Annotated in this window: 24 protein-coding genes; all 24 read right to left on the reverse strand. The window is 51.7% G+C overall.

Going from position 1 to position 23,124, the window contains the following annotated elements:
• Positions 1–13: 13 nt before the first annotated feature.
• The 24 genes from DMI82_RS14965 to DMI82_RS15075 all read right to left on the reverse strand — a co-directional run bounded on the left by DMI82_RS14965 (position 14) and on the right by DMI82_RS15075 (position 23,121).
• A complete protein-coding gene (locus tag DMI82_RS14965; protein ID WP_110103753.1) occupies positions 14–457 on the reverse strand; it encodes a DUF2634 domain-containing protein in 444 nt (147 codons plus the stop codon).
• Between the two features lie 9 nt (positions 458–466).
• Entirely contained in the window at positions 467–823 is a 357-nt protein-coding gene (locus tag DMI82_RS14970) for a hypothetical protein (protein WP_110103754.1), read from the reverse strand.
• 12 nt (positions 824–835) lie between these two features.
• The gene (locus tag DMI82_RS14975; RefSeq protein WP_110103755.1) at positions 836–2,080 is read right to left on the reverse strand and encodes an XkdQ/YqbQ family protein; all 1,245 of its coding nucleotides are present in this window, start codon (positions 2,078–2,080) and stop codon (positions 836–838) included.
• A gap of 15 nt (positions 2,081–2,095) precedes the next feature.
• The gene (locus DMI82_RS14980) at positions 2,096–2,743 is read right to left on the reverse strand and encodes a LysM peptidoglycan-binding domain-containing protein (RefSeq protein WP_110103756.1); all 648 of its coding nucleotides are present in this window, start codon (positions 2,741–2,743) and stop codon (positions 2,096–2,098) included.
• Positions 2,744–2,747: 4 nt separating this feature from the next.
• Complete coding sequence (locus tag DMI82_RS14985) at positions 2,748–8,003, reverse strand: phage tail tape measure protein (RefSeq protein ID WP_242981849.1); 5,256 nt, start codon at positions 8,001–8,003, stop codon at positions 2,748–2,750.
• A gap of 178 nt (positions 8,004–8,181) precedes the next feature.
• Positions 8,182–8,697 (reverse strand): phage tail assembly chaperone, encoded by a 516-nt coding sequence (locus tag DMI82_RS14990; RefSeq protein ID WP_199579974.1) that lies wholly within the window; start codon positions 8,695–8,697, stop codon positions 8,182–8,184.
• Between the two features lie 86 nt (positions 8,698–8,783).
• A complete protein-coding gene (locus DMI82_RS14995) occupies positions 8,784–9,245 on the reverse strand; it encodes a phage tail tube protein (RefSeq protein WP_110103757.1) in 462 nt (153 codons plus the stop codon).
• A gap of 19 nt (positions 9,246–9,264) precedes the next feature.
• Complete coding sequence (locus DMI82_RS15000) at positions 9,265–10,686, reverse strand: phage tail sheath subtilisin-like domain-containing protein (protein ID WP_110103758.1); 1,422 nt, start codon at positions 10,684–10,686, stop codon at positions 9,265–9,267.
• Positions 10,686–10,973 (reverse strand): hypothetical protein, encoded by a 288-nt coding sequence (locus tag DMI82_RS15005; RefSeq protein WP_110103759.1) that lies wholly within the window; start codon positions 10,971–10,973, stop codon positions 10,686–10,688. Before DMI82_RS15005 ends, DMI82_RS15000 begins: the two co-directional genes overlap by 1 nt.
• 13 nt (positions 10,974–10,986) lie before the next feature.
• The gene (locus DMI82_RS15010) at positions 10,987–11,856 is read right to left on the reverse strand and encodes a hypothetical protein (RefSeq protein ID WP_110103760.1); all 870 of its coding nucleotides are present in this window, start codon (positions 11,854–11,856) and stop codon (positions 10,987–10,989) included.
• Positions 11,853–12,152, reverse strand: a complete 300-nt coding sequence (locus DMI82_RS15015) for a DUF5026 domain-containing protein (RefSeq protein ID WP_110103761.1) — start codon at positions 12,150–12,152, stop codon at positions 11,853–11,855. Before DMI82_RS15015 ends, DMI82_RS15010 begins: the two co-directional genes overlap by 4 nt.
• 12 nt (positions 12,153–12,164) lie before the next feature.
• Complete coding sequence (locus tag DMI82_RS15020; protein ID WP_110103762.1) at positions 12,165–12,584, reverse strand: HK97-gp10 family putative phage morphogenesis protein; 420 nt, start codon at positions 12,582–12,584, stop codon at positions 12,165–12,167.
• Complete coding sequence (locus DMI82_RS15025; RefSeq protein ID WP_242981850.1) at positions 12,581–12,895, reverse strand: hypothetical protein; 315 nt, start codon at positions 12,893–12,895, stop codon at positions 12,581–12,583. The genes DMI82_RS15020 and DMI82_RS15025 overlap by 4 nt, the downstream gene beginning before the upstream one ends.
• A 1-nt stretch (position 12,896) precedes the next feature.
• A complete protein-coding gene (locus tag DMI82_RS15030; protein WP_110103764.1) occupies positions 12,897–13,343 on the reverse strand; it encodes a hypothetical protein in 447 nt (148 codons plus the stop codon).
• A gap of 11 nt (positions 13,344–13,354) precedes the next feature.
• Complete coding sequence (locus DMI82_RS15035) at positions 13,355–13,912, reverse strand: hypothetical protein (protein ID WP_110103765.1); 558 nt, start codon at positions 13,910–13,912, stop codon at positions 13,355–13,357.
• A gap of 19 nt (positions 13,913–13,931) precedes the next feature.
• Positions 13,932–14,963 carry a hypothetical protein gene (locus tag DMI82_RS15040; protein WP_110103766.1) on the reverse strand — a complete coding sequence of 344 codons (1,032 nt, stop codon included), beginning with the start codon at positions 14,961–14,963 and terminating at the stop codon, positions 13,932–13,934.
• Positions 14,964–14,985: 22 nt separating this feature from the next.
• A complete protein-coding gene (locus DMI82_RS15045) occupies positions 14,986–15,372 on the reverse strand; it encodes a capsid cement protein (protein WP_110103767.1) in 387 nt (128 codons plus the stop codon).
• Between the two features lie 13 nt (positions 15,373–15,385).
• Positions 15,386–16,684, reverse strand: coding sequence for a hypothetical protein (locus tag DMI82_RS15050; RefSeq protein ID WP_110103768.1), 1,299 nt, complete (start codon positions 16,682–16,684; stop codon positions 15,386–15,388).
• Positions 16,685–16,750: 66 nt separating this feature from the next.
• Positions 16,751–17,215: an XkdF-like putative serine protease domain-containing protein gene (locus DMI82_RS15055; RefSeq protein ID WP_110103769.1), complete on the reverse strand. Its 465-nt coding sequence runs from the start codon at positions 17,213–17,215 to the stop codon at positions 16,751–16,753.
• A 147-nt stretch (positions 17,216–17,362) separates the two neighbouring features.
• On the reverse strand, positions 17,363–17,785 hold the full coding sequence (locus tag DMI82_RS15060) for a hypothetical protein (protein WP_110103770.1): 423 nt from the start codon (positions 17,783–17,785) through the stop codon (positions 17,363–17,365).
• Positions 17,785–21,210, reverse strand: coding sequence for a phage minor head protein (locus DMI82_RS15065; RefSeq protein WP_110103771.1), 3,426 nt, complete (start codon positions 21,208–21,210; stop codon positions 17,785–17,787). Before DMI82_RS15065 ends, DMI82_RS15060 begins: the two co-directional genes overlap by 1 nt.
• Positions 21,210–22,646 (reverse strand): phage portal protein family protein, encoded by a 1,437-nt coding sequence (locus DMI82_RS15070; RefSeq protein ID WP_199579975.1) that lies wholly within the window; start codon positions 22,644–22,646, stop codon positions 21,210–21,212. The genes DMI82_RS15065 and DMI82_RS15070 overlap by 1 nt, the downstream gene beginning before the upstream one ends.
• Positions 22,646–22,804, reverse strand: a complete 159-nt coding sequence (locus tag DMI82_RS19870; protein ID WP_015525439.1) for a hypothetical protein — start codon at positions 22,802–22,804, stop codon at positions 22,646–22,648. Before DMI82_RS19870 ends, DMI82_RS15070 begins: the two co-directional genes overlap by 1 nt.
• Complete coding sequence (locus tag DMI82_RS15075) at positions 22,804–23,121, reverse strand: hypothetical protein (RefSeq protein ID WP_146207165.1); 318 nt, start codon at positions 23,119–23,121, stop codon at positions 22,804–22,806. The genes DMI82_RS19870 and DMI82_RS15075 overlap by 1 nt, the downstream gene beginning before the upstream one ends.
• Positions 23,122–23,124: the final 3 nt, after the last annotated feature.

Genomic DNA, 23,124 nt, shown 5'->3' on the forward strand with positions numbered 1-23,124 from the left:
CTCTCTCACCTCCTTACAGCTGTATGCTCAGTGTTTCATCTTCCTCCCACGGGTACCCTTTTACTGTAAAACTGCAATATGTTTCGTCTCCCTCATGGGTAAATTCAAAATCACGGACGTACTCGGTCGCTGGGTGCACCAGCAATGCCTCTGTGATCGTCCTCTCAATTTCGCTTTCACGGGATTCTCTGTCCGGTATGTCGGCCAGGTCCTCAAACTCCGTGCCTATATCGTCACTGTATGCCAGGCAGCTCAGCCGCTCCGTGCTGGCAACTTTCAGGCACCACTGCATATATGCCTCCCTGCCTGCGCTGGTGATCATCCTGCCTGCTCCATCCCGTAAAAAATCGCCCGTTTCAAAATCAAAATAAACGGACGGATAATATCTTTCATCATATTCCGGGTTGTCTGGTATCTCAGGCAAGTCAAACACCGGAAAAAGCTGATTTTCTGCCATATTTGCCTCCTAACTTACCACATCAATAACAACCGCCTCATTTTGCACCCAGGCAACCAGAACGCGGTCCCCTGGCTTGATCTGTGGTGGCTTGGCCGTATGCGTATGGCTTCCGTTGCCTCCCTCATGTCCTCCATGGGAGCCTCCGGAAATCGTGTACGCCAGACCTCCCACAAGCCTGCACACATGATAATCACTGCGCGGTATCGGTATGGGGAAAGTATTTGTTAAAAGGCTCATGTCTCCTTTAATGCTGCCGAAATCCAGCACTAGATCACGCTCTGCCTTTCCGGCCACGTTCTCTGCCCGCTGGGATATCACGCGGGCCAGTTTGCTCAGACCTGGGCTGCCTTTATTCTCTGCCATATCTGCCTCCTATCAATCAAAGCTGCCATCATCCACCCAACCATAAACGTGCGTTTCGGACCAGTTCTCATATACCAGATGCCACGGGTGCGCTTTTCCGCTGCCGTTTGCGATTGTAATCTTCGCGCGGCCGGCTGATACGTTGTAGCCCTTTGCACCTGGGTAAGAGCTAATATAGTGCTTGCCGCCGTGGAAGTTCACGACGTCGCCCACTTTGTAGGTCTTTTTCTTTGCCTTTGTTGTTTTCTTCTTGGCTGTTGTATCTGCTTTTTCTACCTGCATAGTCATTTTTCCACTGTCTGCGTCATGCTGCACGCTCTTGACAATGTAAAAGCCATTTAGCGCGCCGACAGCCAGGTGTACCATGTCGCCCTTGCGCACCGGTGGGGTATCAGGCGCCTGCACGGTTGCCGTCTCTTTCGGTTTTCCGTTTTCGTCCAGCATTTCCTGTGCTGTCTCCTGCGCCTCTGATAGGTTGTCGCTGCTGGCGTGGTTCACAATCCTTTGGAAAATTCCATATTCTGTTTTTCCGTTCTTGACTGCCTCAACCTTTGGCAATCCGTCCGTTTTTTCAGAGGATACAATCTTCACGCGGGTAACAAGGTTTGCAATGCTTACTTTGTGCTTACTGGACACGCTGTTGTTACCCTCAAAGTGATAAATATCTTTGTTGCCACCTACGGCCACAATAGAAACTTTGTTCTTCGTACTCCGTACAATCGCCTTTCCTCCGCCTTTTTTCTTAGCTTCGTCCAGGATTCCGCGCACTACGTCGCCCAGGTATGAGTTTTTGTACAAAATCTTTGCGTGACTCACATCCGGACCGCTGTAGCTGCTCAGGGTAATGCCCCAGTTTTTGAAAACTTCCGTCAGGGCGCTCTTGGTGCCCTTTCCGGCAGCAAAATAAATATTGTCCTGGGAACGCTGCATACTGTACAGGTTGTCATAAGCAACCACATTAAAAACCTCGTCGGCTTTCGTTGTGCTGCGCTCACACTCTGTTACATTTCCCATGGCCACAATGCCCTTGCCGCTGCCCCAGTACGCTTTTATTGCCACCACGCACCCGATCTTTATCAAAGAGGACAGCCTGGAACCGTTATACTTGGCATTGTATAGCTCAAAGGTTATTTTCATGGCCAGCTCGTCCTCTTCTTCCTCCCATCCCAGGCCCTCAACCGCCTGGGTAATGTTTAGCTGCACTTTCTTTTCTGTGATTGCAATCACGTCATAGTGCACTTTGCTTACTTCAATCACTCAGCTGCACCTCCCTTACTTGGCCGGTATGGTCAGCTTTTGGCCTGGGTATATCAGGTTCGGATTCTTTATCTTGTCCCTGTTCAGGTTGTAAATTTCCGTGTATCTGGAGCCTTTACCCAGCAGACGCTGTGCAATCCTCCATAAACAATCCCCGGATTTTACCGTGTAGGTGGTCGTCTTTTTGCCTGTTTTGGGCTGTTTCTTTTTAGGCGACGGTCTGGTTGGCGTTTTTATTTTCAGCTCATTGGTGGTGTAAATCTTTATATCTCTGGCAATAATAAATTTTATGTCATAGAAATAATCTCCGGATCCACCTTTGTACTTGCCTTTAAAACTGGAAACATAAACAGAATAGTTTATGCAGGTGCCAGTGCATAGCAAAGTACATTTTGTGCCATTGTCCCGATACTTTTCCAGGCTTTTGATCAGTGTGTCGGGTTTGGTATACTTTCTTACCAGTCTGTTTTTCTTCCGCACTGCCCCTGGAAACATCCCGGACCATGAAATTTCTTTTGTTCCTTGTCCACGGGGGAGTTTTACGTCCCCCAGTGAAATAATGCTGTACGTCATAAATTTTGCGTCAGCGCCCATTGTTATAGCTTCCGGCAGCATAGGGAACTGTATTCTGCTGCCGCCGGATGGTGTCAGGTAAATATCCATGTCCCTATGCCTCCTGTATAAGCGGCATGTTTGCAAAAATTTTGCTCATGCGCTCTGCGATCTCGTCTCCCAGGTCGTCTGCCATTTCGCGGATCCGGTTCTTCATAACCTCAAAGACCTTTTCCTCGTCCATGTTTCCGCCCTCGATCTTAATAACCGGACTCATGTCCACGTTAATCTCAAAGGTGTTGTTGCCCTGCTGTCCCTGCACTGCTGCATTGACAGAAACGGCTTTCTTGCCCTCGGATTCCTCTTCGCTACTATCCCCCGACATTTCCTGGCCGGTTACACTCCACACGCTCTTGCTTTCGTCCTGTGGCTGTGCCTGCAATGGCAAAATGGTATTGCTGGCCAGTTCTTCGCCGCCAGGCCCTACGATTCCGCCGTTTGCGTGGGCTGCAATTTCTCCATTGCTGTCCAGCACGCCCAGGTCCTCGCCTGCCTGCTGCCACAACGCAATGCCGCGGCCACGCCTGCCAGGTACCGTCGGGATAACATACTCTTTGCCCTCTTCTCCTAACCAGGATAATTCTGCGCCATGCAGGCCCACCTCTCCACCGTTTGCATGTCCGGCAATGGATACAGAAACCGTTGATCCACTGCTGTGCGTGCTCAGTGAAGCACTTGGGTTCGTAATATGGTAGGAAACTGTTACATTTACAGAAGCCCTTGCAGAATAAGGGGAGTTAAAAGCTGCTTGCAGCTCACTACCTACTTGGCTGTAAACTGCTGCTATATTGTCGCTGGCTTTCTCGATTGTCACATCCGTGCTGCCATTGGTCTGCATAGTGTTGGAAAATGTATTATCAAGTTCCGCCTGTGCAGATGTGGCTGCCGGTGTTGCATCCGTGCTGCCTGCTTCTACGGTTAAATTGGTGGTCATTGTGGTGTCTGTGGTGTTTGTTTCACTGCTCAGAGCTGCCTGCGCTGCTTCTTCCACTGGTGTTGTGTCCGTGGATCCGGCTGTCGTGGTCACGTTTACCTGCTTCTCAACAGTCGTGTCCTCACTTCCGCTTGCTGTGCTCTGCTCCACTGCTGCCTCAATACCACTTGTGTCTACCTGTACCAGATCGGACGGTATAGTTACCGTTGCCCCGGACTGTACTTGTATGCCGGCACCGCTCAGGGTTCCTGTTTCCATTCCCAGGGCCGCCTCTATCTGTGCCATGGCTGTCTCAGAATCAACCTCAACGTTTGCCAGGTCCACCTTTACACCGTCAGCAGTAACAGAAAACTCTGCACCCTCTGCGGTCAATGCGGACATAGCCTGGTCAATGGCCGCTGTTGCTGCGTCTCCGTCAACCTCTGCGGTCAAGTTATCCATGGAAATTTTCAGCTCATCCCCTGCGTGGATAATGTATGGGCTTTCAATACCGTTTTCCTCCGCTATTGTCTGCCAGTCAATTCCCAGGGCGTTGCCGATCTCCCATAAGCAATCCCCGGCTTTTACCTTGATGGTCGCGCCCTCTGCGGTCACGTCCTCGGTTTCGGCCAGATCGCCCAGCTTTTCGTTTAAGCTAGACACCCATGCGTCTTTGTCAATGTCTACGCCATCAACCTCCGCTTTCAGGTCTCCCAGCTCCACCGGTTCGTCAGTAACAGAAGCCGTGGCACGCTTCCAGGCTGCGGAAAACTCCTCTCCCAGCTGTCCCTTTGTGTCCATCTGGCTTACTGCGTCAATCAGGGCTTTGTCTCCGGAATCCGCAATGCTCTTGGCGTATACGTCCCAGGCTGCGCTTGTATCGCCGGAAGCAGCACCGATGGCCATAGTCTCGTTAAACTTGTCCATGATCTGCTTTGGCACATCCTGGCCAACCTTTACATATTCATCCACCAGGCCACGCATGGAGTCTGCATCCGGTTTCATGGCCTCCCACACTTTTTCAAGTGCGTTCTGGTCGCCGCTCTGCAGCCATTTCCAACCGCCACCCTGCTGCGCATAATCTACGCCGAACGTGTTCAGATGGTCGTAAAGACTCTGAACATCATTGCTTTTCAGGTAGTTCTTTAAATAATCAACCTCATTTCCCATGCTTTTCTGTGTCTTTCCCTGGTTTGTTGCAATCAGGTCGCCATAAGTACCGCCCAGGGTGTTGTTTTCAAAGTCCAGGCTGGTCATGAGGTCGTTTGCCTTTTGGTTTCTAATTGCCTGGCTGGCCAGGTCTTTGTAATGATCATTCTGCCGCTTTGTAATTCGTCCAGAAGCCTCCGCGGCATTTAAGTATGAGTAAAATTCTGTTGCCAGCGCCTGGGTTTCCTCTGCTGCGGTTTCTCTCTGTCCTGCCAGAGCCTCCACTACTGAAGTAAAGGAGTCTGCGGTCAGGTCTTTGCCACTCAGGCTGCCGTATTCCTGGTTGATCCAGTCAAGCTGCGCCTGGGCTTCCGCCTGCTTCCATTTGCTGGTTATGCTGTTCATTTTATCCTGTAAAGCTGACACTGCCTGCGCTTCGTCAACATCAATAATGCCGTCCTGCAGCGCTTCCTCCACGGCCGTTTTCAGGTCATTGGATAGATTGGTCAGTTCCAGGTGGTCTGCTCGCGCCCATTCCTCAATACTGCTTGCCAGGCTTTCGCCCTCCTCAGTACCTCCCAGGAATGTCTGCACGCTTATATGGGCCGCAAATGTCCGGCTTTCAAGCTCGGAAATTTTGCTTTCCACAAAGGTTGTTACATTGTCCTTATAGGACTGCTGCTCGTCAGCGGTCAGCTCAATGCCGACGCTGCTTTTCCATGTCAGTGCCTGGTTTGCTTGCAGTGCTTCCTCTGCTTTCTTTCTCAGTTCGTCGGCGTTCTTAAATTCATTGATCGCCATCTCAACATTTACCAGGTACTTTGCATTTAAGATTCCGGAAGCTGCTTCCTCTGCCTGTTTCGCGCTCAGTTCAATGCTCCCGAAATGGTCCGCTAGGCTGTTGCTGATCTGCTTCTCGTTGTAGTTATCTATAGCCACGCCGATAGCAACCACGGCCGCTGTAATCGCTGCCGCTGCAATACCAAATTTTGCAGCTGTTGGAATCGTTCCGCCCAGGTCACTCACAAAGGCACCAACGGACGGAGCTGTCTGTGCTGCCAGCCCTATGTTTTTAATGGCGCTGCCAATAGGCGACAGTGCTTTTACCACGTTGCCTGCGTTGCCGATCAGGCTAGTTGCTCCTTTGGCAATCAGTCCAGCACTCAGCCATGAAGTCAGCCCGGCCTGTTCGCCGCCCGGCATAATCTTTGCAGCTTCTCCAAACAGGCTGCTCAGCCCCTTTGACAACAGGTGCTTGCCCTTACTGCCGGCCCATTTTGTAAATGGTTCTGCGATCAGTGTGTCCCATGCAATATCAACCTTTCCAAACAGGTCTGCGTTCTGCCATTCCTGGGAGTTGGTCATACCGCTCACGGTTCTCTTGATTCCCTCGGCCTTGCCGTCAACAAAGTCCATCAAGTTTGTAAGTGCTGCTGTTGCTGCCGGTGTTGCGTCTGTAATCGCGTCCACAACTCCACGGATGTACGGCGTCAATCTCTTTCCGAAACTGTTCTGTACGCCCTCAACAGCGGACTGCATAAGTGTCATGGAACCATCTAGGTTATCCAGCATAGTGTCTGCCATATCCTGTGCTGCATCTTTGGAATTGTAAATAGCTTCGCTCAGCTTGTTGTAATCCTCTTCACTGGCGTTGATGATCGCCAGCATGCCGGCCATGGCCTCTTTTCCGAAAATAGTAGAAGCTGCTGCCGTCTGTTCAGTCTCAGAAAGTCCGCCCAGGCTGCCGCGCAAGTTATCCATAACACCTTTCAGAGTTTTCATGTTTCCAGAGCTATCTGTTAGGCTTATACCATACTCTTTCATAGCCGCTGCCATGCTGTCAGTAGGTGCTGCCATATTTGCCAGGGAAGTCTTTAGGGCTGTACCGGCCATGCTTCCCTTGATGGAACTGTTCGCCATCAGACCCAGTGCCAGGGACGTATCTTCAACGCTGTACTTCATGGCTCCGGCCACGGGTGCAACGTATTTGAACGATTCTCCCAACATACCAACGTTTGTATTTGCGCTTGCACTTGCTTTTGCTAATACATCTGCAAAATGTCCCGAATCCCTCGCTTTCAATCCAAAAGCTGTCAACGCATCCGTAACAATATCCGAGGTACTTGCCAAATCTTCTCCGGAAGCTGCTGCTAGGTTCATAATACCGGATATACCAGCGGTCATTTGTTCTGGTTCCCACCCGGCCATTGCCATGTAATTAAACGCCTCGGCTGCCTCTGTCGCTGTGAACTTGGTCGTTGCTCCCATTTCCTGGGCTTTTGCTGTCAGGTCCTCAAACGCCTGCCCTGTTGCTCCGGAAATGGCTCCGACCTGGCTCATCATGCTTTCAAAGTTTTTGTAAGTGTTTACCGTATCGCCCAGGCCTACACTGATACCCAGTGCAGCACCCGCCTGTGTCAGTGGGTTCTTTGCAGCGTTCATTATTGCCGTCAGAGGTGCTGTTGCTGCATCCACAACGCTCACTGTTGCCGTCCAGACGCTGCCGTCCCAGGCTGCTGCTTTATCCCGCACGTTATCAATAACCGGGCTTGCGTTGTCGTCTGCTCCCAGCTGCGCGGATCCGGAACTTCCGGAAAAATTCTCAACAGCATCCTCCGCGGCTCTTACGATCGGGGTGGCGTTATCATCCGCCCCCAGCTCTGCTGTGGCGCTCGTACCGTCCAACATTTCCGCGGCGTCCTCCGCTGCTCGTATTGCCTGGGTGGCGTTGTCGTCTGCTGTTAGCTCTACGGTTGCCACATCCCCATCCAGGGACGCCAGCGCGTCGCCCGCGTCCCTTATCTCCATGGTGGCGCTATCATCCGCGCTTAACCCCACAACCGCCTCATTGCCATTCAGGGCGGTCAGTGAGTCGCCCACGTCGTCAATAATTCCGGTTGCGTTGTTGTCTGCTCCCACTTCAACGTCTGAGGCGGTGCCGTCCAGGGCCGCTGCCTGGTCTGTCACGTCGCTCAATGTCTCTGTGGCTGCATTATTCACTCCTACGTCAACGCTTGGGCTTACGCCGTCCAGGGATTCCGCCTGGTCAGATACCCGGCTCAGTCCCTGGCTTGCGTTGTCGTCTAACTCGATATCAATATTGTGCGCTCTTTCCAACCGATCAAGGCGACGCTGTGTGCGGTCCCACGCACGTTCAAACGCCGTCAGGTTTCTTGTGGCCGACTGCACACCAGCACCGGTGCGGTCAACCGCTTCTATCGGAATTTCAATAGTCAATGTTTCGGCCACTTTTACTCACCGCCCTCCTCAGTGCCGTCTCTTGCTTTCTGCTCAGCTATCAGCTGTATTTTCATACTTTCCAGCATGAGCACCTGCGCCCAGTCTGGTTTGCTCAAAAACTCGTCAAATGGGATATGATGCCGTTGGAAAATAATGTGCATAAGCGTTGTTTTGCCGCCGGCTTCGATTAGTTTTTTGCTACATCCTCCATAGTCGGCTGATATCCGGAAATCTCGTCAAGTTTGGCCAGGATCTCGTCTTTCTCGCCGGATTTCAGAACCACCTCAACCAGGTCAGTGCCGTTCAGCACGTTCAGGTTCTTCCATGCGTCACGGTTATCCCAAATCTTGTCACGATCTTCCTCAACGGTTGCCTCATAGATCAGCTGTGCGCGGTATCTGGCAGCGTCAACACTCTCTGCCACTCTTGTACCCAGCTGCTTGTTGCGCTTGTAGTTTGTGTTATCTTTCTTGCACTTCAAATATTCATCTTCACCCATAGGGCGGATACGGAAAGACAGCACAACAGCGCCGTTTCTCTTAATTTCAATCGGTACTGCTTCCTCTGCGTCTGTCTTGTATGCGGCGGCTGCCATAAGTCCGCCCAGGATGTCATTTTCGTACTTTCTCACTGTTGCTTTCTTCTCGTCCTCAGTCATTTCAACAGCTGCCTCATTTTCTAAATTCACATTCTTAGTTGCCATGTTCTCAAATCCTCCTGGTTTATTTTAAAAATGCCGCGAGGCTATTCCCCGCGGCTCTGTCTGTGTAGTTATGTTGTTATATTGCTTTAGGCTCTCAGCTTGCCCTGCTGGTTTACTGCGCCGTTTACGAACAGACTCCACTGTCTCTTAATCAGGTCGCCCACTGTTACGTTCTGCAGGTCAATGTTTCCAGACGGTACACAATCGTTGTATACCAGTCTTTCCTCGGAACCGTTGCGGCCCTTAATAACGCCCTGGAAGTTCCAGGACGGCATTTCTCCGGACTTCATGCCTGCCAGCAGATCTGTAATAAACTCCCCGTCCTCTACCACGATTTCGGTAAAGGTAAGTGTCTGTCCATAGCTGGTAAAGATCTCATGCTCCTGCGGGTCTCCCAGCGGCTGGAACTTGGTATTTGTAACATTGACCTGCGCCTGGTAGGTCTCCATAGTAGCCAGCAGCTTGCCCTTTGCGTTGTACAGTGCTCCGTTCTTACCGGTCAGCACCTTTTTGGCGTTTGCGACCGCCTGTGTGTTGATAATACCCATTGTCCTTTATCTCCTTTCTTTACTCAGAATCTTCCTCAGCTGCAAAACGGAAGCGGAATGTCAGGTAAATAGTTTCAATGCTGTCAAGGTCGTCAACAGCAATAATGAACCATGCAGAGTCTCCCTGTGCTGGATTTCCCTCGTCCTCAATTACGGTACCGGATAACAGCTTCTTTTCTCCTACCATGGCGTCAACAACTCGCTGTGCGGCTGCGATAACAGCTGCGCGGCCGTCGGGGTCGTTGTCCACCTGGCCGATCAGGACCTCAGTAGTCTGTTCAACACGGTCCATAAGCTCAAAACGCTCTTTCACGCGGCGGATTTTCTTCCAACCAGCATCCTGGTCTTTGCTCAGGGTTACAAGAGTGTTGATCGCCTTTTCAATCCATACCTGCTTGCTCTTACTGGTGGAAAGTACAATACAGCCGGATTTCAGGGCTTTCTTAATGGTTCCACTGTTCAGGGTTTCTTTCAGCTTCGCTGCTCCGCTGATCACGGTATGAGTCAGGGAAGCATTGGAAGCTCCTGCACAAATCAGGCCACCGATTCTTGCCGCCAGCATATAACCCTCATACTCAACGCCGTCTGTGCCAATGTACGGATTCAGTACATAGTGGATTTTTTCGTCATTGAATGCCGCTGCGTGCTGCATACGGGTTTCAATCTCCACGGAGCTAGGCTCTGCCACGGTCGCCATGGTATATGCTCCCTCCTGGAACACTCTGGCAACGTGAGTTGCAATCAGTGTGTGGACTGCTGCGTCGTTGGTATCAACGATGATCATGTCTCTCACTTCTGCCTCACTTGCGTTTGCAGCTTCTCCGTATGCTGCAGTGTTTACTGTCGGGTTTGTACCGGCGGTAAAGGCTTTCTGTGTAACATCTGCCAGAGTGCCGTTTCCTGGAGCTTTCTTCGTGGCTTTCACGTACTTGCTGTTTGCAAATGCGGCCACAATTCCGTCAACCTCTGTTTTTCCGGCTGCAAAGGTTACTTTTTCAAGGGCTTTTGTTCCCTCGTAGATGGTTGCCTCTTTTGCTGTTTCATCATCCAGGGAAGCCTTTACGGTAATGGTAAATGCTCTGTTTCCAGGATAAAGTGCTGTAAGCGCAACAGCGTCAACAGCAGCGCTGGCTGTGGTATCTTTCAGAGTAATTGTTGCCGGCGTTCCGCCAGTTCCAACACGTACCACAACGCACTCCTCCATGCCTCCGGCCATAAATGCTGTGATAGCATCATATCCGGAACCCGCACCGATAACGTTGGAAACATCAGTGCTCTGGTCAATCGTGACCGGTGTGTTTAATACTCCCCAGTTACCTGTTACAAGTGCGCAACCGACGCCAGATCTGGCTCCGGCTGCTTCTACTCCGCCCGCGTTCTCATAGCGCTTGTATACGCCAGGGCGTTCTTTCTTCTCTCCTACAACAAAAAATCCGCTCATTAGTTTTTAACCTCCTTGTTGGCAAATTTCTTTACAAGCTCCTCAGCTTCCGCTTTGGTCGCTTCTTTCTTTCCGGCTACTGCAAAGGCAGCGCGCACAATGTCCGGGCTGTATTTGCCCTCAAACACTTTTGCAGCTGCTCTGGCGTATTCCTCGGCAGTGTAGACCGGTGCTGTGGGCTTCTCAGCCGCCTCATTTTCGGCTTTTACGGCCTCAGCCCTGGAATTGTCCGCCTGCACCTGTTCAGCCGTTTCTGTGGCTTCTGTGGGCTTCTTGGTTGTTACCATTTCTTCGTCCTCCTTATTTGTTGAAATAGGTTTCTTTCAGCGGGTGGGAATACTCACTGAAATTCTCAGTTGCATACTGCCCTTTGATGGTTATCTGCCCCCTGGTCAGGTAGTCGGCGGCATTATCAACCGCCAATTCATCAAAAAGCAGCGGTGCACCGTCCAGGAGGATAATTTCTCCCAGTCTGGCCAGGGTGTCGTATAGATACCGTGTCCAGCTGTTCCTTGCCTCCGGCGTTGGTGCGATCACATGTATGGCCATGCTGCACTCCATCCATGTGAGTGCGCATGTCTGGCGTTTCTTTTTCGTCCCGGAAATGCGCACATAAATAGCCGGGTGGAAGTCACTCGGCTCATAAAAACTTTCAATATGGTCTTTGTTGATCACAAGGGCGTCTGTTTCCCAGCGTTTCAAAAATTCCTGCATTGCAAGTGCCGGATCCGGTGCCTGTGTGATCTGCTGTGGGAATGCAATCAGCAAAAATGTAAGCGAACACCCGTTTACTAGGGTGTTAGGGTTCTGGCTGTCATTCATTTCAAACAGCTCCGTTCTGGCCCAGGTAATACAATAGGCTCCATCATCCGCCTGCATTACCACGTCGCAAAGCGCTATGCGCACCAGCGGCGCCAGCTCCTCCGGTGGCTTGCCTGTGTCGTCGCTGTATACGTTCACACTTACCATGCCGCTGCTGTGCCGTTCCGGGTCTGCTGTCATGTCTACCAGATAATCAGCGCGGGGGTACTGGCTCACTCCCCACCCCTGGGCTTTGTCGTCCGGTGCTTTCTGTAAAAACACCGCCGGAACGCCCTCATACTTTGCCAGGCTCTCTGCCAGTTCTTTCTCCTGAACAAGCCTGGTATAGATCAGTTCTTCCAGAGTCATGCTGTCACGCCGTCGCTTTCATTTGCTGCGGGTACAATGTCCTGTACGGCCTGCATGTCCTCCGTCCAGGTTCCCTGCCATTCCCCGTCAGCCACTTCACTTGCCAGCATTACAAAGTGGTTTGAAACATTCCCTATGCCAGTGTGGTAAAGCACAACGAGCTCATTGCTGGTTATCCCAACAACAAGCCCGTTTCTGTACTCGTCCCATGTTTTATGCTTTGCCCTTATCAGGTCGCCTTTGTACACCTGCTCACTGTCAAAAACAGGTGCCGCTCTGTCTTTTATCAATGCCATGCTGGCACCTCCTTACACGTTGTACGGTGCTCCGAAAATGCTTTTGATTTCGGGTTCCGCTTTCTGCTTAATCTTTTCCACGTATGGCCTTGCCGCCATTTTGCTTGTGCCATGTTCCAGGTACCCTGCATAATGAGTGTCTGTCTCAATGGCCACTTTTACGGATAAAGCCCCGCCGGAGGATCCTGCCACCGGTCTGAAGCTGCTCCGCAATTTTCCACTGCGCACTGCTGGCGGTTCGCCCGGTGCAGACGCCGTGTAACTGCTCTTTTTAAATGATTTCTTGTAGCTCCTGCCGCCTCGTTGCCCTCTCAGCACTTGCAGCTCCGCATTTTTCAGCGCCCTGCTGCCTCTTGTGGCTCTGGATTTCATTTCCTGGCCGATAGCGGTCACTTTCTTTGCTACTTCAACGCTTATATCAGGCACGCTCATACGTCTGCCCTCTCTTCCACGTAATAGATGGTATACAGTCCCAGCTGCCCCGGTTCGTCAACGCCCTGCACATAAAACTTGCGGTTTCCGCATGTCAGCTGGTCCGTTTCCACCGCTTTCGGGTGTCCCCGGTCCACAATCGTGTGTGTGATCGGGTGCTGTATCTGTTCCCATCTGGCTTTTTCCTGCGGTGTTGCCTGGGCCAGAACGGCATGTATCACGACGCTGTGATCGCTGTCATATTTTTTTACAGGGCGGCCTTTCCCATCTACGCCGCTGGTGCATTTTGCTACAAAAAAATCTTTGTACAAATTACCTGGTCTTAAATAAAAGATCGCGCTCGCCCCCTCCGTCTTTTGCGTACACATTGTCGTGCATACCACCATAAAAATAATGGCCTCCGTCTGCGCCCGATTCCGGAGAAGCTTTTCCGGCCGTTGGTACCGTGTCGGCTCCACACTCTTTTTTCAGCTGCTCGTACTGCTTCCGCCAAAACTCTGCGCGTGCCTGCATTTCCAACTTTAACGGCCCCACTGTCGTGTTTACTTCCATGCCAAACCGTCGCATAATGCTTTCCAGTGCTGCCAGTTTGGCACGCTTCCACGTTTTCTTTGCCGCAATGATGGCCGTGTATTCTTCATTGCTCAGCGCGCTGGTTTCCTCTGCTCCCTCGACCATGGTGTCGCCCAGTTCGAAGCGCATACGATCAACGCCCTGCTCTCCTATCTTCTCCGGATTGTAGGTATACGTTTTTTTCATGCGGCATTACCTTACCCTTCTGCCGGTGTTTCGGCCGCTTCCTGGTGTTCTGCTGGCTCCGGCGTTTCTGATACTTCCTGGCTTTCTGCTGGCAAGTTCTCTGTTTTTGCCTGGTCATTCGTCAAGATTGCCTTATCATCCAGCAAAAGCTCCTCTGCCTGGCTTTTTGCAGCTCTCTTTACTGTGACGCGAGAATCTGTTGCATGAAGTACAACTAAAATATTCTCACTTTTCACATCTTTAATGGCTTTTGCAGCCTCGTCTGCGTTCATCTGCATAATGCAAAAAACCTGCTGCATATCTCCCTCAGTCAGTGGCACACTCATAACCTGGGCTGTATCTCCATCAACCTCCTGTATTACCGGAACGGAAAAAGTAACTTCCTCCCCTGTTTCCACCTGCACAAGCTCAGCAACGGGAAGCTCTGCGGCCCCCGTTACCTCAGCAATGCAGCCAGTGCGTAACAATGCACGCTCTCTGGTAGGGAGGATGTGCCCGTCCTGGATCAGGTCGCCCGGCATGTAAGCGTTTCCGAGTAATGTAATCGGTTTTACGCACACATAACTCATAACATCCTCCTTTCAGGCATTACACACAATCAGTAAAGAATGTTGCCAGATCGTCGGCCGTCTTTCTCATGTCGGTGCTCATAAGTCCCTCAATGAACTCGCTGTGTGTTCCGTTCTCTCCCTCGTACTGATCCATAGCAGTATAGGAACCATTTCCCAGCATATCCCATGTAAAGGTATAGCCGGCGGACGGCTCGTCTACCTGCGGCGTATTGGTTGCATAGCACATCAGGGCTGCGTTGCTGTCGCAAATAAACTGCATGTCAGCCTCTTCTCCCGGTTTTGCTACGTTGTAGGTGGATTCAAGCACTTTTACCTGCTCAAATCCCAGCACCTGTGCCAGAACCTGCTGTGTTACGATTGCCGGGTTTGCTGTGGATCCGGTATACTTCACGCGCTCAACAATGTCCGGGTGCTCTTTCAGTGCCAGGTATGCGTCATAACCCAGGGCGAGGCGGTTCGGCTGTCTGCGGCCTCTGCGCTTAATATCGCGGCGGCGTTCATCAAAGAAGTGCACCGGATCAAAGTTCGCGTCGTTAAATTTCAGGAATTTCTTGCCAGACGGCGCGCTGTCAGTTCCCTGCCATTCGTCTCCCCAAACGCCGCTGTGGAAAAATCCCTTTGCGAAAAGGATATCAAGGTGCAGGCTCATCTGCTCGTTAGCAAAACGAACCTTGGCGCGGCGTGGATCCTGTACGCCCGGCGCGTGGCTGCGCTGGTAGTTCAAAGCTGCGATCTGGTCAATACCAACGATAACCTGGTCAACCTTGCAGCCATACTGGTTTTCTCCGGTTCCCATGATTGCCGGATTAACTTTTCCGAACGCCGGTTTGCGGGCTACGTTGTCCCTGGCAAGATCTCCCTTATCGAATGTGTAGTAAAATCCGGAGCTAGTAGCTACCGGGCAAATCGGGAAAATGGACGGTGCCACCCAGTCGCCAGGCTGTGCGAAATATGCCTGGGACATGTTGGTCAGGTACTGGTTTGGCTTCCATCCTTTTGCAATTTCTGCCGCAATCCCTGCGTTAGTGCTCATTACATTTCTGCTCATAGTCTTTTATTCCTCCTGTTTATTATTCTGCCGGCTTGTAGCCTGCTTTTACGATCTGTACAGCAATACGCTGATCTGCTTTGGTTGCTGCTTCCAGCGCAATACCGACAATAAAGGACTTTGCTGTTGCCTTTACTGCCTTGCCACCTGCTCCGACTGCCAGCTCGTCGCCGTATGCTACGGCCTCGCCAACTGTCCATGTGCCGATGTCCTTGATCTGCACGTCCAGGTCATCCCCCACTGTTGCCTTGTCGTCACATCCAGGCAGCGCAATACCGATTGCGTTCTTGCCTGCAGTTGCCACTTTTCCATCAGCGCCAACTGCTAAAAAAGCCGGTGCCGGAATCTCTTCGCCTGCTTTTACCACAATTACTGCACTGTCATTGATAGTTGTTCCGTAATAGCTCATGTTCTCTGCCTCCTTATCGTCTTGTTGCCTCATACTCATGTACAAGGTCAGGGTTCTGTACACATGCAGCGTCAATGGATTCTGCATAGCTCAGGGCGGCGTTGCTCTTGCGAATTTCTTCCGCTTTCTTCTCGATCTTGCTCCATGCGTCAGTGCCTCCTGTAGCTCCTGCGCCTCTTTTGCCAACTTCTCCGAAAAGCCCGGATTTTTCTACCGCTGCCACTGCTCCGTCAAGTACGCCGATCATATCGTCGTATGCTGTGCCGCCTGCTGCCTGCAGCGCCTTTAATGTCGGGACCAGTTCTTCCGGTTTCTTGCCGATGATCTCGTACTTCTTCGCAACGTTGTAAAGTTTTTCCTCCTGTGCTGCGTCTGCCTGTTTTCTCAGTGCGATCAGTTCAGCTGCCACTAACGGGTGCAGACCCTTGTAAATATCTTCGCCCGCTGCCTGCTGTCCTGTTGCTCCCTGTGCTCCCTCAGCGGCCGCTCCTGGGGCTTCTGCTACTCCGGTGCCCGCTGCCTTGCCTACGCCCTCCGGCGCTGCTCCTGCGCCTGCTCCGGCGCCCTCAGCTCCATCCTCAACACCATAGCGCTTTTTAAGTTCTTCAAACGCCATGCGGTCTGTTGCTGTCATGTTTGCCTCGTTGAATTTCATGTCGGTTTCTCCTCCTATAGATTTCTTTGTTTTGGTTTTTCCGTTATCTTCCGGCGGTGTCTCCCCGCCCTCCTGTTTAGGATCCTCTGTTTCCGGCGGCTGCTGTTTGCCTGTCGCCTTTTCAATCATCCCTCCCAGGCGGTCAACGGTTTCCTGCATGTGCTCCACGCTCACGGCGCCAGCTGTTTTTACAATCTGTGCCGTTTTACCTGCGCCCCAGGAAGTAACCAGGCCCTTGATGGCCACGTCAAACTCGTCAATGCTCTGGTTCATCAGTGCGGCCTTGTCCGTTACTTCTTCGTCCCGGATAATGCTGCACAAGCTGTTTTCCAGTGCAAAACACACGTCCCAAATTTCATCAGTAATGCGGCGGAGTTTGCGTTCTTCCATCTTGTCATTGAATGTATCTGCTTTTTCAATGTCGGCCACTGCGCTGTCAATGTCCGCCTGGTCCAGCTTCAACGCCTTGCCAATGGCAGAAAAGAACTTGTGCAGGCCGCTTTTTGCTGGTGTCTGTTCCGGATTCTGGCCTGTTGGCTGTTCTTCCGGTTTCCCGCCGTTTCTCTTATACAGTGCAACGTGCGCGTGCTGGTTTGCACCAGCATCCACCAGGCTAACCTCTGTTACTTCCAGGTCTTTCAGCTTTGTCTTTGCCACTTGACCGTGTCCTCCTCTCTAAAATTTTATAAACAAAAAACACCAGTTTCCCGGTGTTCCTGCTTATCACTCTGCTACGGCTCCGTCGTCCTCAATTTCTTCCCGGATTGCGGTGCCGCCAATGGAGAACATGCTATATTCTCCACTTTTTACTTTCTCCCACACATCATCATCAGTGACGCGGAAGCCGATCCACCAACCAACCGGCAAGGTGCCGGTGGCCAGTCCCATTGCTGCCTGCTTTTCCTCAGTCAGCACAACACTTTCCACCATGACTGCGGTTCCTGTTCTTTCGTGCATTTCCCCGCCGTCTCGGTACAGCTCTGCAAATTTATAGGCTGCGGCTTCCAGGGTTTCCGGGTCGATCATGTCCTCCTGCAGGTCAACAACCTCATTGCCGCCCACATCTACAGACACATTGGCCCACCCAAATACAAGCCGCTTGTCCTCGTCTACTTTTTGAACCTTAAAGCGCCCCTTTTTCTCAATCGGCTGCGCTCGGCTCTTAATAATGTCACTGAAAGTCTGCATTTTCTCCTCCTTTTAGGTATGAAAAAAGCGCCTGGGGTTCTTCCAGACGCTCTGTGTTAAATGGCATTTCTGCACATTACTGTTGATTTTCTGCACGTTTTCCGTGTTTTTTGCACGTTTTACGCTCAAAAATGTACGTTTTTGATTTTAAATGTCCGTGCGGTGTCCTTTTCGCCTGTTCTCTTCCATCTCCCAGGCTCCAATTTCTGCCACGCGGCTGTTTGGCCAGTTCTTCCGGTACCAGAAATGCAGATCAGCGGTATTCTGGCAGCACTCAGCAATGTCCTTGCCTTGTGCGATCCACTTCCAGGTTTCTTTTCGGAATGTCTTAATGTCCAGTGCAGAAAATTTATAGGTGCCGCCTCTGGCACCCATAACGCTGTCATTACACTCAAATTCAAAATAGTCCCCGGTGTCCTTGATCACTTTTCCGGTCAAGGCCCATATACCGGAAGCAGGCACCGCAAAATGCAGGCGCCCGTCCCGCGGATCTACAATAGGCTGCACGGCCACATTAAACATGCCAGGCATGTGCGGCTGTTCAAACCAGTACGTTTTTCTATCGTCCATTACAATCCACTCCCTACGGTTATAAATTTTTCGATATCAATACCGTTAATATCTATTATACCCTGTGCCCGGAGTTCGCTCAACAGGTGCTGCCGTTCCTGGCGACTGTTGCACATAATTTCTGTAAAATACCGGCTGTCTATTCCATTTCGGAACATGATTTCGTTACTTCCCTGAAAGCCGCTTTCCATGTCCTTAACAAATTGCATGGGGCTTTTTCCGTATTGGCTTATGTCCGCAACCTCGCCAAATCTGTCCCATTCAAAAGCATAGTAATCTGTGCGTTCCAGGACTTCCGTGCTCATTTTTATCTGGTAATCTCCATAAACACTAGCACCGGAAAATTTCTTTTTCATCCGCTGCGCCTGTCCTGTTGCCACTCTGGTAAATGCACTGTCAGCTCCTCCGGTTCTCATGTCGGAGCACATACTGGCACCGGCCGGGTTCTGTATGCCCTGCTTGATTCTGCTCATGGTCGAAGAAATTCCACCGCTTTGCAAAATCTTTATAACGTCGCCCTCCCTGGTAACGCTATGGTAAACATACTTTGCACCAGCCTTTTCCAGATCCTTTGCAAGTCCGGGAACCACATAGGTTATATAGCCGTTGTATTCGTTCTGAAGTTTCATACTGGCCAGCTGCACCACATTGATATTTTCCTGGGCGATTATCTCGTCCAGTTTGTTTACCAACCTGCTGCCTGCCAGATCTTTCAGCTCGTCCACCCTGTTAGGTGCTTGTGACCACACAAGCCTTGCCTTTTTCAGAGTTTCCTCTGCGGCTGCTGTCGGCGTCCTGGCTACTTCGTCCAGGCCTACCTTTTTCAGCAGCTCTGTGGCTTTCTTGGCATCTGTTACGCCATCCCCGCTGCTCCGGACACGGATTCTGAAATAACCGTCCCAGGAATGCAGGCCTTGTTGCTTCCCACTGTACAGCTCAAAAGATGCATACTTTGGATCATAAGAATCCAGGTAGGTAACAACCCCGTGTATGTTTGCCTGGGTTTCAACTAATGTGTTGCTTGTCCATGCCCTTGCTGTCGGAGCCGTGGTTTCAAAGCTCATATTGATACGCTGCGACGGGACCGTCGGGTTTGCCCCGTCCATCCTCTGCAGCACATCATCCCAGGCGCTGGACCTCAGCTTGCCGGTAATCTCATAGTGTACGTCTCCGTCTATGATCATACGACGGGCGCTCAGGTTCATGCCCTCAACCTTGTCCGCGTCGCTCCATACCGCCTGCCCCTGCTTTGGTCCTGGGTGTATCTTGTCAAAATCTGTAAATACATCCTCGGCCGTTTTAGTTCCTGGAGGTAAGTGCCCTGTATTGGTTGCTGTCGGTGCTTTCGGTGTTGTCTTGGCATTTCTGGCCGCCTGGTTGGCCGCCAGTCTGTCCCGTACATCCTTGCTGCACTGTTTGGCCTTTACTGGGTCGGACAAGCTGTCAATGAGCTGCTGTTTGTTCATGTTGTTGCAGTACGCAATGTTTTGTGCCTTGGCCATCTGCAGCAGATCAGCCTTTCCCATTTTTTTCAGGGCTGCCGCGTCATGCGTGACCGCCTGGATGGTCTTGGCCGTGTTCTGTGCTTCGTCCGCCCACACAAAAGCTGCCTGTTTTTTACCGGTTCGCTGGGTCAACAGGTCCGTGTAAAATGTCCGGTATGTTTCCCGGAGGTTCTGTTTTCGCTCCACAATGGCATCCAGCAGCTGCTCTGCGTCCTTCCCCTTACCTTTCAGGCTTTCGGCATAGTCCCGGAATATCTCTCTATATTCCTTGTCAGGTATTGCCTCGACCCGTTTTATATATGCCAGGGTGTCCTGCGGGTTTAGGTCCAGCTCATTGTTGGCATACTTCCGGAAAACAGTGTTGTACAGTGGCTCTGTTTCACCATACTTGCTGTTTGGATGATATGCGTATGTCATTTTTTCACTGGCTTTGTCGGTAATGTACCGGAAAGACTGTTCTTTGTCTACGCCGATCAGCCGTCCGCTGGTATCTGTCACAAAATTGCCGCCGTGGCTGTCATAGTTCCCCAGCAGCCAGTCTGTAACATGTTCCCGCTGTATCTGCTGTACCTGGTCAGCTGTCAGGCCTTTGGTGCCGTACTGCTGCCACGCCTTAAAGTCGAACCCGTTCGGGTCCACGTCAATTTTCTGCTGGTATGCGCCAAACTGGCCGCCTATGTTTCCGGTGCCGACCTTGACGGCCGTGTCCGGATCCACAATGCCCTGCACCTTGTAACCAGCTTCCTGCACATAGGCCCGGAACTCTTCCGGTGTGCCGCTTTTGGACTGCGCCGGTTTGAAAAGCCATTCCGTGCCGCTGCCGTCCTCACACAAGTGCATTTCTCCGGTACCTCCCAGGTGCGCCAGACCTTTGTCTTTCATTCCCTGCGGCATTTGCAAGCTGCCAGGGACGGACGGTGTTGCCGGATCCGGTATACTTGGCCCCGGTGTCTGACTCTGTGCCGGCTGTATTACCGGCGGGGAAATCTCCCTATACTCAACCGCACACCTGCACTGCGGATGTGCCGGTGGTGTCAGCCTTTGCCCTCCAAAAAGTAATTTATTCAGCTTAAAATTAAAATTGCCGTCTATGCCTATCGTCTGCCCCTCTAGCCCGTTGCAGATATCACAAACGCCGTCGTCATAAGCTGTTGACCATACCTTTTCCACAACGCCCATAAGGCCCTGCGCCTGGGCCATCTTTACTGCTTCATACTCGCCGTGCTGATACGCAAACGCCATTTCTGTCTCCGCTATCATGTTAGCACGGTACCGGTGCTGTTGCGCTGCATACTTGGCCGCTGCTTCCTGGGCTTTCTTGGCCGCTGTGGCCTCTTTCATGCCTGGATTATTCTTTAACAAGGAATCTTTCACATGATCGTAATAGTTCGCGTTTGCAATAGCCTGGCGCTGTGTCAGGCCTATGCACGGGCGTATTGCCCTGGATAACTCCTCCGCACTCTCTCCCTTGCTGTATGCTCTGGCGATCAGGGCGCTCACTGCGTTCTTTTGCTCAGCGCTTATGTTCGTCACAAACTCCGCGCCGTGCTCTTGAACCCACTTCGTTACCCCCGGCCATGTGTGATCAAAGAAAAAACTGTCATGCTGTTCCTGCACGCCCAGGCTTGCCGTTTCCATAGCTTTAACCCATACAGGGGACAGCTTGTCGCTTACCATCTTGCTATAATCCTGCTGCCACTGTTGGAAAGTGCTTTCGCTCATGTGGCCGTTCATTATAGCCTCGCGGATTTCCTTGTAGGTAATCGCGTTTTGCTGGTTGGTCCATGTGCTATGCAATATATATGCCGGTTCAGCGGACGCCGCGTTCAGGAAGCTGTTCAGCTTGTTCAGCGCATTTTGTCCGCCCTGGCTTTTCTTCTTGCCAGTCGCTTTGCGGATCCGTATCTTCTTAAATTGCATTATGGGTCCCTCCCCAGTCTCTTCCTTGCCTCCTCAACGGCCTGCATATCTTCCTCGGTCACTCCGTCAGGATCTTCCTCTCCTCCTGGGTCAACCGTGCTGCTACGCTGCTGTTGTGGCTTTGCCTGCTGCCTCTGCCGCGCATTTACTGGCTTTTCTCCTCCCTGTGCTGGTACCGCCGGGGCATCATCTTCCAGGCGCTCAGGCAGGTGTGCTGCTTCTCTTACATAGTCCTCTAGCTGGCTGTCTGGCGTTAATATGCCGACGCCGGTCATTTCCTTTATGTAGTTGGCCAGCTTCTCAATGTCCTCGTCCTCAATGTCTCCGTGCTCCATTCGCGGGTAATCTGTAACGCCGTTGAAGTGGTCGCCATTCAGGTTTATGAGACGGGGAATAGCCTGGTTATTAAAAACCTCACAAATAATATCAAGGTACGCTCCTATTGCCATGGAAAACAACTCTGTCTTGTCGCTGCTTAGCGCAAAGCTGCCGACGCTCTGGTGTCCCAGGAAAATAAAATCTGCCAGCACGGTCATTGCCATGCGGGTGTCATATCTCTCAATGATCGCGTTGGTATCGAACTGGCGGCGGCCTCCGGTGCTCAGTAACTGGAAAGTCCAGCCAAACGGAAGCGCCAGCCCCTCTGTACTGTCACGGCGCACATTCTTTACAATAGCCTCCATGCCTGCACGGATAGCTGCCATGTCCGGATCATCTGTTTCCCATATGTTCATGCCCTCCGGTGCTGTCAATACCGGGAAGCCTGCCAGATCTCTCTCTATACCAATTCCCTCAATCTCCTGTATGCGGCGTTTGAAGTACCAGGACCGGTATGCGTTCCTCAGTACGCTGCGCCCCTCCGGGTTGTTCTTCCGGCTCTTTGTCCGAAACAACAGGGCTTTTTCTATCGGTATCGTGTACAGGCCGAAGTTTGGCGGCGGCATCTGTGTCATGCCGGTCAGGTTGTCGTTGTCGTCATACTCCCACTGATAAAGGGTTTCTTGTGCTCTAATAGGTAGCTTAGCCCATCCGATCAGCCCGTCGTCATACTTGCTGTTTAGGCGGCTGTCCCGGTTTTTACCGCAACGCCGCTTGTACACGATTTCGTGGTAGCTCCACCCGTATGTTAAAAAGGACAAGATTTCCGAAATGGTATCTGTCCAGGTGTCCTGCATGTCGTCCATGCAGCTCTCAATAAACTCTGCTGCCTCTTCGTCTGCGCTCTCTGGTCCTCCTGGCTGTATGGTCCAGCTTGTCTGCCGGATCAGCATTTCAATGGCAAACAGTATGGCGCCGATCACGTCGTCATTGTCTGCCATTTCTCTGTATGTCTCCACACCTTTACGACCCTGGAGCTCTTTCAAAAATTCCTCGTAAAAAAAGCCGCCATAGCGCTTTTGCCCTATGCGGCCGATTTCTCCTGCTGTGGTTGCCACTATGACAGCCCTCCTTTCCGTCCACAAATCTTATACAGCAGCTTCTGTGCTGTCTGTTGTACCTTGACCTGCACGGAGGCGTTTCTGTCCATGTTCTTGCCGTCTCCCTTGCCGGTCTTATTGTTCCGGTTGATCCGGTTCATCAGCGACAGGCTCATTATTCCCCACCTGCCTCTGCTACCTGGCCATATCCATAGTACATAATGCCTGTACCGCTCAAAATCGTCACGCTGGCCGCTTTCAGGTACAAACAGTTGCCTGCTGTCAGAACCAGGCCGTCAACTGCTGCTGGTGCGTCCCAGGCAGCTCCCACTGTTCTGATTGTTGTATCAGTCAGCGCCTGCACCGCAACAATGTGGCGATTCTCTGCCTCTGGTTCGTACTTAGTGGCCGCTCCGGTTGCGTTGTAAAGCATACAACCAAAACCGCCCATGCCAGCGATCATGCTTCCGTTTGCAGCGTTTCTGTTTCCCATTCC

Source organism: Blautia sp. BCRC 81119, assembly GCF_003184505.1.
Lineage (GTDB): Bacteria > Bacillota > Clostridia > Lachnospirales > Lachnospiraceae > Blautia_A > Blautia_A fusiformis.